13 protein-coding genes are annotated in these 11667 nt (G+C 68.5%); 5 read left to right on the top strand and 8 right to left on the bottom strand.

Annotated elements, in window-relative coordinates:
* On the top strand, positions 1 to 385 hold a 385-nt coding region (locus ACYVF6_RS43205), incomplete at its 5' end, for an integrase core domain-containing protein (RefSeq protein ID WP_460531890.1).
* Here the strand turns inward: ACYVF6_RS43205 and ACYVF6_RS43200 are convergent.
* From ACYVF6_RS43200 to ACYVF6_RS43185, 4 genes are all read right to left on the bottom strand, one after another.
* Positions 382 to 579: a hypothetical protein gene (locus ACYVF6_RS43200; protein ID WP_460531886.1), complete on the bottom strand. Its 198-nt coding sequence runs from the start codon at positions 577 to 579 to the stop codon at positions 382 to 384. The genes ACYVF6_RS43205 and ACYVF6_RS43200 overlap by 4 nt on opposite strands.
* A gap of 118 nt (positions 580 to 697) precedes the next feature.
* Positions 698 to 1609, bottom strand: a complete 912-nt coding sequence (locus tag ACYVF6_RS43195) for a carbohydrate ABC transporter permease (protein WP_460531883.1) — start codon at positions 1607 to 1609, stop codon at positions 698 to 700.
* Between the two features lie 18 nt (positions 1610 to 1627).
* Positions 1628 to 2539 (bottom strand): carbohydrate ABC transporter permease, encoded by a 912-nt coding sequence (locus ACYVF6_RS43190; protein ID WP_460531880.1) that lies wholly within the window; start codon positions 2537 to 2539, stop codon positions 1628 to 1630.
* A gap of 17 nt (positions 2540 to 2556) precedes the next feature.
* Positions 2557 to 3873, bottom strand: a complete 1317-nt coding sequence (locus ACYVF6_RS43185) for a type 2 periplasmic-binding domain-containing protein (RefSeq protein ID WP_460531877.1) — start codon at positions 3871 to 3873, stop codon at positions 2557 to 2559.
* Positions 3874 to 4061: 188 nt separating this feature from the next.
* Between ACYVF6_RS43185 and ACYVF6_RS43180 the strand changes: the two genes are divergently transcribed.
* Positions 4062 to 5015 carry an endonuclease/exonuclease/phosphatase family protein gene (locus ACYVF6_RS43180; protein WP_460531875.1) on the top strand — a complete coding sequence of 318 codons (954 nt, stop codon included), beginning with the start codon at positions 4062 to 4064 and terminating at the stop codon, positions 5013 to 5015.
* A 36-nt stretch (positions 5016 to 5051) separates the two neighbouring features.
* Here the strand turns inward: ACYVF6_RS43180 and ACYVF6_RS43175 are convergent, their stop codons facing one another.
* The 3 genes from ACYVF6_RS43175 to ACYVF6_RS43165 form a co-directional block, all read right to left on the bottom strand.
* Positions 5052 to 5342 carry a hypothetical protein gene (locus ACYVF6_RS43175; protein ID WP_460531872.1) on the bottom strand — a complete coding sequence of 97 codons (291 nt, stop codon included), beginning with the start codon at positions 5340 to 5342 and terminating at the stop codon, positions 5052 to 5054.
* Between the two features lie 129 nt (positions 5343 to 5471).
* Positions 5472 to 6704: an MFS transporter gene (locus tag ACYVF6_RS43170; protein ID WP_460531869.1), complete on the bottom strand. Its 1233-nt coding sequence runs from the start codon at positions 6702 to 6704 to the stop codon at positions 5472 to 5474.
* Positions 6697 to 7218, bottom strand: coding sequence for a MarR family winged helix-turn-helix transcriptional regulator (locus ACYVF6_RS43165; protein WP_460531866.1), 522 nt, complete (start codon positions 7216 to 7218; stop codon positions 6697 to 6699). Before ACYVF6_RS43165 ends, ACYVF6_RS43170 begins: the two co-directional genes overlap by 8 nt.
* A gap of 110 nt (positions 7219 to 7328) precedes the next feature.
* Here ACYVF6_RS43165 and ACYVF6_RS43160 point away from each other — a divergent pair, with 110 nt between their 5' ends.
* From ACYVF6_RS43160 to ACYVF6_RS43150, 3 genes are read left to right on the top strand one after another with little or no spacing between them, the layout of a single operon-like run.
* Positions 7329 to 7766: a DUF6098 family protein gene (locus ACYVF6_RS43160; protein WP_460531863.1), complete on the top strand. Its 438-nt coding sequence runs from the start codon at positions 7329 to 7331 to the stop codon at positions 7764 to 7766.
* 21 nt (positions 7767 to 7787) lie between these two features.
* The gene (locus tag ACYVF6_RS43155) at positions 7788 to 7991 is read left to right on the top strand and encodes a hypothetical protein (RefSeq protein ID WP_460531860.1); all 204 of its coding nucleotides are present in this window, start codon (positions 7788 to 7790) and stop codon (positions 7989 to 7991) included.
* 51 nt (positions 7992 to 8042) lie between these two features.
* Positions 8043 to 8429: a hypothetical protein gene (locus ACYVF6_RS43150; protein WP_460531858.1), complete on the top strand. Its 387-nt coding sequence runs from the start codon at positions 8043 to 8045 to the stop codon at positions 8427 to 8429.
* Here ACYVF6_RS43150 and ACYVF6_RS43145 read toward each other — a convergent pair.
* Positions 8419 to 11253, bottom strand: coding sequence for an AfsR/SARP family transcriptional regulator (locus ACYVF6_RS43145; protein WP_460531855.1), 2835 nt, complete (start codon positions 11251 to 11253; stop codon positions 8419 to 8421). The two genes, ACYVF6_RS43150 and ACYVF6_RS43145, sit on opposite strands and share 11 nt — an antisense overlap.
* Positions 11254 to 11667: the final 414 nt, after the last annotated feature.

The following is an 11667-nucleotide window of genomic DNA, read 5'->3' as shown; positions in this document are numbered from 1 at the left end:
AGGTGTCACCGCGGCCGGGTTCTGGCACCGCGCCCGGGCGTTCTTCGCCGCCCACGGCATCCACCGGATCACCCGCGTGATCACCGACAACGGCGGCTGCTACCGCTCCGCGATCTTCGCCCAAGCGATCTGTGAAGCGGCCAGGCATCAACGGATCCGACCCTTCACCCCACGCCACAACGGCAAAGTCGAACGCTACCAGCGCATCCTGGCCGAAGTACTCCTCTACGCCCGCATCTGGCAGTCAGAAACCCACCGCACACAAGCCATCCACGTCTGGAACATCCACTACAACTACCATCGACCACACACCGCCGCCGGAAACCAACCCCCAGCCACCCGACTCCCAACCAACGTCACCAACCTCATGACCGGCAACAGCTAGCCCTTATCGGTATCGGCAGTTTCGTCGAAGGGATGCTTCTGGCAGTGCTGGCTGAGCACAACCGCGACCGCGCCGGCTCGATGGAGAAGGCGCCACTCGCGAACTTGATCAATGTCGCGCACGAGGATGGCTGGATCCAGATCGACGCCAAGGAGTTCGCGCACGTCGTACGCGACTACCGCAACCTCGTCCATCCACGGCACCAACTGAGCAAGGGACTCGAGCCGGACCGTGACACCGTGGCTATGTGCTGGGCCCCGGCGCTGGCGGTTTTGAACGACCTTTCCTTGTCGAGAGGATCTGCGTAACCCGTCACTGGCCCGCGAGTCCGGTCGTGGCCACGCCGCGGACGATTTGGCGTTGGAAGAAGACGAACACCACGAGCAGGGGGAGTGCGGCCAGCATCGCGGCGGCGGAGTTCTGGGCGTACTGTAGGCCGTAGCCGCTGCGGACGTTCGCGAGGCCGACGGGCAGGGTCATCAGGTCGGGGTTGCTGGTGACGATGAACGGCCAGAGGAAGTTGTTCCACGCGCCGATGAACAGGAAGATGGACACGGCCGCGAGCACGGGCCGGGACAGCGGCACGATGATCGACCAGAAGATGCGCAGCGGGCCGGCGCCGTCCATGCGGGCGGACTCCTCGAGCTCGCGCGGGATGCCGTCGAAGAACTTCTTCAGGATGTAGACGATCACGGGGTGCACCAGCTGCGGCAGCACGATGCCCCAGTAGGTGTCGACGAGCTCGAACGACACCATCTGCTGGAACAACGGCACGATCAGCAGCTGCCCCGGCACCATGATGGACGCCAGCGTGATCGCCAACAGCAGCTTGCGGCCGCGGAACAACATCCTGGAGAAGCCGTAGGCCGCCAGAGCCGAGATCGCCACCGACAGGACAGTCACGAGCACGGCCACCACGACGCTGTTGGTGAACCAGACGATCAGGTTGCCCTGCTCGATCACCCGCCGGTACGCCTCGAGGTTGAAGGCGCCGTCCGGCAGGATATGCACCGGCACGTGCACGGCGTCCTGCTCGGACTTGAACGAGGTCAGGATGCTCCACGCGAACGGCACCAGCCACAGCGCCGCGAACACGATCAGCGACAGCATGCCGAGCACCCGCCACGGGTTGACGCGGCGGGAGCTGCCGCCTGCCATGCGAGCCCGGGCCGGAGTAGCGCTGACGCCCGGAAGGGCTTCCGCGGTAGTCGTCTGAGTTGCCACTGGCCTACTCCTTACCGGTTACCGGTCACTCGAACGGGAGAACAGCTTGAGCTGGCCAAGCGACAGGATGACGATGACGGCGAACACGAGGTACGAGATCGCCGCGGCGTAGCCGAGCCGGAATCCCGAGAAGCCGACGTCGTACACGTACAGGAGTACGGGCCGGGTCGCGCCGTTCGGGCCGCCGCGGGTCATCAGGTAGATCTGGTCGAACACCTTGAGCGACGCGATCAGCTGCAGCACCGCGATCAGCCCGGTGATCCGGCCGAGCATCGGCAACGTGATCGACCACAGCTGCCGCCACCCGCCGGCGCCGTCGATCGCCGCGGCTTCGTACAGGTGCTGCGGAATGTCCTGCAGGGCGGCGAGATAGAGCAGGTAGTTGAAGCCGAGCGTCCACCACACCGTGGTGATCGCGACCGAGAGCATGGCGTACTTCTCGTCCTGCAGCCACGCCACCCGGTCCAGGCCGATGTTCTCCAGGAACGCGTTCGCCAGGCCGAAGTCGGCGTGGTACATCCAGCCCCAGAAGATGGTGACGACGGTGACCGGCAGCAGGAACGGTGCGAAGAACGACATCCGCCACAGCCACTGGCCGGGGAAGCCGAGATTGGTCAGCAACGCGAACAGCAGTGGGATCACGATCATCGGAACGGTCGTCATGATCGTGAACCACACGGTGTTCCACAGCGTCTCCCACGCCGCCGGGTCGCCCAGCGCCTCGACGTAGTTGGCGAGACCGACGAACTGCACCGGCCGGTCGTTCAGGCTGGCGTCGGTGAAGCTCATCACGAAGCCGGAGATGATCGGCCACACCAGGAACAGCGCGAAGACCACCAGGAACGGCGCGACGAACAGCGAGCCGGAGTTCCAGAGCCGGCTGTACCAGGGAGACCTGGCCGCACTCTTGTCCAGAGCAACAGTTGCCATGTGTTCTGTCCCGTTCTCTACAGCGGGCTTGGGGATTTGATCAGCTTGATGGTCGAGGTCCGGACCTGCTCGATCGCTTGCTTGGAGCTGATCTGACCCAGCAACGCGGACTGCAGGATCTGCTCGGTCTGCGTCTCGAAGCTCGAGCCCGCGCCTGCGAACCAGGCGTCCGGTCCGAGGAAGAGGTTGTCGCCGGCTTCCTGGTAATGCGATTGGGGCACCATCTTGCGGAACTCCTCGGAGTCCCTGGTCGGAAGGTACGCCGGAAGGTGCCCGGCCGTCGCCCAGATCGTGCCGACCTTCAGCATGTGGGCGACGAACTTGTGGGCCGCGACCCGCCCCTTCTCGTTCACGTGTTTCTGGAACGGGAGCACGAAGCTGTGCGAGTCGGAGAACGCACCGGGCTGCTCGAAGATCTTCGGGTACGGCGCGGCGTCGAGCTTGATGTCGGTGTCGCGCAACGTCGCGAGGCTCCACGTGCCGCCGAACAGCACGCCGGACTTCTTGGACACGAACATGGCGTACTGGTCGGAGCCGTCGACCTTGGGGGAGACGGTGCCGTCGTGGACCTTCTTCATGAACTCCAGCGTGTCGATCGCGATGTCGGTGTCGATGGAGAACGCGGAAGGATCGTTGTTCTTCGGGATCGACAGCTTGCCGCCGGACTGGCCGAAGAACGTCCAGAACGTACGCCAGGTGCCGCCCTGGGAGTAGCCGAAGCCCTTGGTCGCCTTGGCCAGTTCGCGTCCGGCGGCGAGGTAGTTGTCCGGAGTGTCGAGCCCGGTGAGCTTGCCCTGGCCGTCGAGGAGGCCGACCTGCTTGCAGAGCTCGGTGTTGTAGAACGCCAGCAGGGGATGGCTGTCGAGCGGGATGGTGTAGAGCTCGCCGTCCCGCGTTCCTTGTTTCCACAAGGCGGGGTTGAAGTCCTGCTCGGTGATGCCGAGCTCCTCCAGCAGCGCGAGGTCGAACGGCTGCAACAGGCCGCCGTCGGTGAACGCCTTCGACCGCGACAAGTGCGCGATGGCGACCTCGGGCGCCCGGCCGCCGGTCGATGCCATCGCGAGCTTGGTGTAGTACGGCTGGCCCCACGACAGCGTGACCGGTTTCAGGTCGATGTCAGGGTTGTCGCGCCGGAACGGGGCGTACATCTCTTGCAAAATTGGGAATTCGCCGCCCTCGAACAGGTTCCAGAACCTGACCTGCGTCTTGCCGGCGACCGACATCACCGAACCGGAGCACGAGCTCAACGTCCCGGCCGTCAGCAGCCCGGCGCCGGCTGCGGCAAGGCCGCCCAGAAAGGAGCGCCGGCTCTGGTGCACGCCTGTCCATGGCATCGGCGCTCTCCTTGCTCGATTGCGTTTTCAACGTTGACAGGCAAGGTAGAGGCAGAGACTTTACGGAGTCAACCGTTTCGATCCGACGGGCTCATCCTGGTCAGTCCGAATGGCCGCTTCTGGTCACGCGTAACTCGGAGGTCTGATCTCTGTCTAGCTAGCAGGACTTTCCTTTGCCAGGGGGCGCTGTGGTCGTCGTTGCTACGTGGAACGTGGAGAACCTGTACCGTCCGGGGACGGAGTTCGGCCCACCGGATGAGGAGACGTATCGCCGCAAACTGAACGCGCTCGCGGCCACGATCGTCTCGATCCGCCCGGACGTGATCGGGCTGCAGGAAGTGGGGAGCAAGGAGGCGTTGGGCGACCTCGTCGAGCTCCTCAGCCCGGAGCTCGGCCTGCTCAACCAGGTCTGCTCGGACGAACCGGACCAGCGCGGCATCCGGGTCGCGGTGCTGACGCGTCTCGACGTCGTCGGCAGCCGCGGCTGGAGCGCGTTCCCGCGGCCGCTGCGTCCGATCCAGGTCTCCGACGACTCGACCGTCGACCGGATGGGGCGGGGAGCACTGCACGTAAGGGTGCTTGCCGGCGGGCAACGGCTGGACGTGATGGTCTGCCATCTGAAGTCGAAGCTGATCAGCTATCCAGGCGGCCGGTTCCAGCCGAAGGACGAAGGCGAGCGCGGACGGTACGCCGTCTACGCGCTCGGGCGGCGGGCGGCCGAGGCCTATTCCGTACGCCGGCTGGCCGATCTGCTGCTTTCAGGTGAGGGTCAGCGCCGCGCGGCGATCGTCCTCGGCGACTTCAACGACGGCATCGAAGCGGCGACGACCCAGGTCGTCCAGGGACCGGCCGGCTCGGAGTTCGGCACCACGGGAGAGGCCCGCCCAGACTCCGGCGACGGCGACCGGTTGTGGAACCTGGCGCCGCTGATCGCCGCGGAGGAACGCTTCTCGCGGGTCTACAAGGGCCGCGGCGAGCTGATCGACCACATCTTCGTGAGCCATCGCCTGAAGGGCACGGTGCAGTCGGTGCGTAGTCTGATCGACCGCCGCCTCCCCTCGATCGACGATGACCCCGCGACCCGCCGCAAGGCCGAGGACTCCGATCACGCACCGATCGTGGCCACCCTCGACTTCGGCTGACCGAGCGCGCCGGCCATCCTTACCAAACCAGGCTCGTCACCAGGTGCCGTTGCGGTGTTCGGTGCCGAGCAGGGTTTCGGCGAGGTCGATGGCGTGCCGGATCGTCTCTTTCTTGTCGGCCGTGAGGCGCTGGCGCTTGCCCTGCGGCCGGTCGTAGCGGTCGGTGAAGGCGAGGACCGCGGCGGCGAGCGTCTCAACCTGGTCGGCGGTCAGGGCTGGGCTGTTGTCGAGGCCTGCCCGCGCGATCGCGCAGTCCGGTGCGTGGAGGGATCCCGAGGGCTCACAGGTGCAGTTCGGGACGGCGCGGATGTGGCGCTGCGTGGTCATGTGACAAACCACGCGGAACGGTCGGACTGGCGTCGCATCCGGCAATTGTGCCTCGTGGGTACGCCTTCGCCCGCGCAGAAACGCCGGGCGGGCGGCACGTGAGCCCTGTCGTTTTGCGTCAGCGACGGCTCAGGGCCGCGCCTTGGCGGCACGGCACCGATGTGCCGCGAGGATCAGCTGCCGGCGCGGGCTCGGTGGGCAGAACGTGAGCGCGGCGAGCGTGACCGACGCGGCCGCGATCAGTGTCGCCGGGTGACCCGCGTGGGTGATCAGGACGCCGGCGACGACCGGGCCGGCCAGCGTGCCGAGCGTCAGAGCGGAGTTGACCGCCGCGAGGCCGGCGGCCGGGTGGTCGGCGAACACCCGTGAACTCCAGATCAGCTGGGCGGCGATCACGCTGTTGTAGAAGACGCCGAACAGGACCGCCGCGAGCAGCGCGGCGAGCAGGCGGCCGGTCGCGAGCCCGAGCGTCGCCAGCGAGGCAGCCAGCAGTGCACACGAGGCGAGGTAGCCCCGGCGCAAGCCGAACCGGGCGAACGCGGCGCCGCTGAACGAGCCCAGCACTCCGGCCGCACCGCAGACGGCGTAGACGATCCGGGCCGGCGTCGGGTCCAGCCCGGCAGCGCGCAGGGCGTCGACGCTGAAGACCCACCACACCGCGCTGCCGGCGCCGATCAGCACAGCGGAGACGAGCAACGGGCGCGACTTGGGGCAGAAGAACCAGGTCCAGCTCAACTGTGGCCGCCGGATCCGCCCGGTCCCCGCCCGGGCGTCGGCGCGCGGAGTGAGCAGGGCCGCCGCCGCGCCGACCGCGATCGCGAGCAGGACGAAGCCGCCCCACGCCAATCGCCAGCCGTCACCGGCGACGATGGCGATGGGCCCGGCGATCGCGACACCCCAGCCGGTGCCCGAGCTGATCGTGGACCACGCGATGTCACGGATGCTCTCCGGAACCTGCCTGGCCACGAGATCGGCGTACGGGGGCAGGGCCAAGCCGGCCGCCGCGCCCGCGACCAGCACACCGGCGGCAAGAACGGGTGCGCTGGTGGCGACCGCGATCGCCGCCATCCCGGTCGTCGCCAACGCGGCGGCGAGCCCGATCGTCACCCGCGCACCGAAGCGGCCGTTCACCCACACCGACCCGATGTTCGCCAGCAGGTACGACAGATAGGTGCCAGAGGAGATCAGGCCCGCGGTGCCAGGTCCGATCGCCAGCTCGGACTGCATCTCCGGCAGCAGCAGCCCGTAGCCGTAGCGGGCCAGGCCATAGCTGACCGCGATCATCGCCGCGCCCGGCACCACCGTACGTGCGGCGGCCGGCCGAGGCCGCGACCGAGAGGGGCGCTGCGAGAGCTCAGTCATCGGCACCCACCACCGTGTGCTCGAGCGGGCATTCCGCGCCGGCCGACGCGCAGGCGGCCCGATCGCAGAGCCGGCACACCCGCAACGCAGGTGACCTGGTGTCCGCCAGCCCGGCGACGACGAGGCCGAGCAGGCGTTCCAGCTCCGCGCGGTCGTCGGCCGACAGCTGTTCGAGCACCTGCGACATCGCCGCCTGCCGTGCTCGCAGGACGGCCCGGGCCTGTCTCCGTCCGGCATGAGTCAACCGGATCCGCCGGCTGCGCGCGTCGATACCCGGCTCCCGCGTCGCCCAGCCGGCGGCCACCAGCCGGTCGAGCAGCCGGGTGGTCCCCGAGCTCGTCAACCCCAGCACCTCACCGAGCGACGACGCCGGCTGACCGGGATGCGCGAGCAGCGTCACCAGCGCCGCCCGCTCCGAGCCGGCCCCCTCCGCGCGAGTCCCCGGCCCGGCCGTGAGCAGCCGATCGGTCAGCGCGAGCGCTTGGGCACCAAGCAAGTTCGCCAAGCGGTTCATCCGTCCAGGTTAAATTCGTTGACTGACGCAGGCAAATAACGGACCAACCAGCAGCGCCCTGCAACGTTTCCGGCGCGGTTGCCGGGCGAACGCCGGGGTACGGCGAAGGCATGGACGACGCCCGTACCGGCGATCAGCTCGCAGCTGTTGCCAGCCTCCAGGAGCTCTCCGTTCTGGTGGCGGAGACCCCAGGCCTGTTCGTGCGCTACTCCAAAGGCCCCGACCACGACCTCGAGCGCACCAGCGTCGACTACGAGAGCGGCCTGGAGCTGCCCGGCCTCTCGGTGAACCGGCTCGACGCCGAAGCCTGGTGGACCCGCTCGATACGCGACTGGCTGGCGCGTCAGCTGTGCCAGTACCTCCATCTGTCCGACCGCGGTGCCGACCACCACGGCTGGATCCTGCGCGGCCGGGTGGTCGGCCGCGGCCCGGACGACGAGCCCCTGGTCGTCGACGTCGAGCCCGTCGCCTACCTGCACGACGATCTGCTGGAAGAGGCGTACGCCTGGTACCAGCAGCGATTCGACGTCGGCCGCAGCTCGGCCTGACCGCCCAGGAAGGAGAAACTCATGAGCGATCCCCACGAGCCGGGCCCGGACATCCCGGACACCCCGCCGGCACCTGACATACCCGAGCCGCCGAACCCAGGCGTTCCGCACGAGCCGCCGGCGCCCGATCTGCCCGACCCCGACCCCGACCGGCCCGAGCCCAAGGAGCCCGGCGAGCCAACGCCGGAGCCCTTGCCGGCAAGCAGTTGGAGCAGGAACGAATAGCCGAACGAGGCGGGGGTACCGCTTGCCGACCCCCTTCCGTGGAGCTCCGCCATGCCGGCCGATCCCAACACCTGGTTGCTCTGGACCCTGCTGGGCGTGGCCGCGATGACGCTCGTCGCGGTCACCGTGGTCCTCGCGTCACCGCCGGCCGGTCGCGGGCGCGGAAAGAAACGCCGGCCGTTGTACGAGATGACCTCCTGGTCGAACGCCGACATGGCCGCCGCCGTTCACCAGGCCTCCGACGAGCAGCTCTGCCGGATCTGGCGGATCACCGGTGACAAGCTGCGCACCGACCGCTTCCCGTCGACGATCGGGATGATCGCGGAGATCCGCCGGCTCGTCCTCGACGAACTGGCCGAACGGGATCCGGAAGGTTTCGCGCGCTGGCTGGCCGGCCGTCCCCACAGCACCGACCCGCAGGTGTACCTCAGAAACTAGAGTCCAGCCGCTTCTGTACGAGGTTCGCCTCGGCGTCCCGGTGCTGGTCCAGGTAGAGGTCGATCGCCTGCTGCAGCACTCTTCGCGAGTCGGTCGTGCGTCCCAGTGCGGCGTACGTGTCGCCGACTCGCACCAGCGTCTCCGGCTGGTCGTAGGTGTGGCCGTGCTCTCGCCACACCGCCAGCGCGTCGTAGAAGTGATCCAGCGCTGTCTCGTGGTCGCCGGCCTGCTGGTGCAGATATCCAAGGCTGTCGAGCGTCGCCGCCACCCCGAGTTGGTCGTCGACCTGGCGCAGCAGTTCCAGCGCCTGCTGGCAGTACTCACGTCCCTTGTCGTACGTGCCGAGCCGCGCGTGGAACCAGCCCACGGCGTTCAACGCGGCAGCCTGTCCTCGTACGTCACCAGTGGCGGTACGGAGATCGAGCGCGAGCGACGAATGGTCCAGCGCCTGCTGGTAGTCGCCGACCCCGCCGTGCACGGCCGCCAGCACGATGTGCGTCTGCGCCTGCCCCACCGGGTCGCGCAGTTGGTGGAACAACGTCAGCGCCTGCCGCAGCTCGTCCAGCGCCTCGGCCCGCGCGCGCAACCGGCCGTGCGCCGTTCCGAGGTTCAGGTGCGCTCGGGCCAGCGAGGCGGGCTCGCCCAGTCGTTGCGCCGCTGCCAGTCCGGCCCGGCACAGCGTCACGTTGTCGTCGTGGTGGCCGCGCCAGACACAGAACTGGACGAGCGTCTGGCTCAGCTGCCACACCAGGCGGTACCAGCCGTGCTCTACGGCGGCATGCTGGGCGGCCAGCAGGCACTGGAGCTCGGCGTCGAACCACGCGATCGCCGCGTCGCGGTCAGGCAACGGCTGTGGGCTGAAGCCGAAGGCGGGCCCGATGTCCGCGCGCCACCCGTAGGGCACCAGGAGCTGGTTACCGGCGTGGGCGGTGTGGATGTAGAACTCCACCAGCCGGCGCAGGGCCGCTTCCGACTCCTCCGGTGGCAGGTCTTCGCGCGCCCGGTCCAGGGCGTACAACCGCAGCAGGTCGTGCATGCGATAGCGCCCGCGCGCGTACTGGTGCACCAGGTGCGCGCTGTGCAGGCCGCGCAGGACGTTGCGGGCCTGGCCCGGTGACATGCCGGTCAGGTTGGCCACCGCGTGCAGGTCGATGTCGGGGCCGGGGGAGAGGCCGAGCAGCCGGAACACCATCGCGGGCTCGGGGTCGAGCGCGTCGTAGGACGAGGTGAAGACGGCGTAGAGGTTGGTGGTGAGGTCGCCAGTGCTGAGCGCCTCCAGCCGGCTGGTCGCCTCGAGCAACTCGTCGGCCAGCTCGGCGAGCGGCAGGGCGGGGTGCGACACGGCCCGCGCCGCGATCACGCCGAGCGCGAGCGGCAGCCCCGCACAACGCTCGAGCAGGGAGTCGACGGCTTCCGGCTCGGCGGCGACGCGCTGCTGGCCGAGCCGCCGGGCCAGCAGGTCCCAGGCCTCCGAACGGTCGAGGACGTCCAGCGACACCGGCCGACCGCCGTACGTCGTGACCAGGCCGTCGAGCTGGTTGCGCGAGGTGACCAGCACGACGCAGCTCGGGCTGCCCGGCAGCAGCGGCTCGACCTGGGTGGTGTCGCGGGCGTTGTCGAGAACGATCAGCAGGCGCCTGCCGGAGGCCAGGCTGCGGTAGAGCCCGGTCTGCGCCTCCAGGTCAGCGGGTACGAGCGCCGGCTCGACGCCCAGCGCGTCGAGGAACGCGCGGATCGCCACGCCGGCCGGCATCGGAGAGCTCTTGGGGTCGAAGCCGCGCAGGTTGACGTAGAGCTGGCCGTCGGGGAAGCGGTCGAGGTTGGTGTGCGCCCACTGCAGCGCGAGCCAGGTCTTGCCGATCCCGCCGGCGCCGCCGATCGTCGCCACCGCCATGGTCTGGCCGTCCTCGACGCTCAACCCGGCGCTGAGCTCCGCGAGCTCACGCGAGCGGCCGGTGAACAGCCGCGGCGGCGCGGGCAGCTGCCGGGGTACGGGAAGAGCGCTGCTCGCCGCGGGCGGCGGGCCGCCGAGCACGGCCTGGCCGGCCGGTGCGCTGAGCCCCGGGTCGGCGACGAGGATCTGCTGGTGGAGCTGTTGCAGCGGCGGGCTCGGGTCGGTGCCGAGCTCGTTGGCGAGCTGGCCGCGCAGCCGTTCGTAGTGGTCGAGCGCGTCGGCGGCCCGTCCACTGCGGTAGAGCGTGAGCATCAGCTGCCCGGCCAGCCGCTCGTCCAGTGGATGGGAGGTCGCGCTGCGGGAGAGCTCGGCCAGCAGCTGGGAGTGCCGCCCCGCCCGAAGCTGCAGGTCGTTTCGCTCGAGTTCGACCGCGAACCGTTCTTTTTCCAGACTGTCCCGGATCGTGTTGAACCACGGAGTGTCGAGGGTCGGGAACGGCTCGCCCTGCCACAGCGCGAGCGCCTCTTCGTAGAACGTCAATGCCTGTTTGTCATCGGAGGAGACATTGCGGGCTTTGCCGATCAGGCTGCGGAAACGGTGCAAATCCACGGTCTCGGGATCGACATTCAGGACATAACCGCCGGACTGCCGGGCGATGCTGACCTCCTCGGCCCCGGCCAGCGACTGCCGCAGCCTGGAAAGGTACGAATAGAGCACGTTTCGGACGCCCTGAGGCGGGTGATCCGCCCAGATCCGATCGACCAGCCGATCGACCGGCACCGCGCGGTTGGCGTCGATGAGCATGACGACCAGCACACAACGCCTTCTGGTGTGGCCGAGATCCATTGGCCGGCCGGCGATTCGTGCCTCGATCTCCCCCAGCAACCGGAACTCCACCGCACCAGGCGGTGAAGCCGTACCCTGCGACACCCGCGACCCCTCACCCTCGCTGCGTGGTGACGACCCCTCGTGTAGTTCCCACGTTCAACGGCAGTCGTTCAGTGCAAGTCTGGACCATCACATCACGTGGGCGTACGGCGGATTCAAGGTTTACGCAAGATTTCCGCACGATCGATGGCGGACCGTGGTGCCCGTGAAGGCTGGGGACGTCGCCTGACGGATCACCTATCACCACTTCGAGCTGCCGCCCAGCGGCCGGGGTGCGGTGGATTCCGGGCGCGTTGCGGAGAGGACCCAGTAGCCACATTCACGGGCAGGACCAGACGTTGTCGCCCCCGGCGGCTGGTCCTGCCCGTACTCGTCTCCAGGTCGCGGCAGCCCGCCGAATTCCGTCGTATTTCGGCGATGGTGATATCCAATTCGGTTTGTGCGTGACGATTTTCC

This window comes from Flindersiella endophytica (assembly GCF_054779015.1).
The sequence above is the reverse complement of the archived record's forward strand: the minus strand, read 5'-3'. Positions and strand labels throughout refer to the sequence as shown.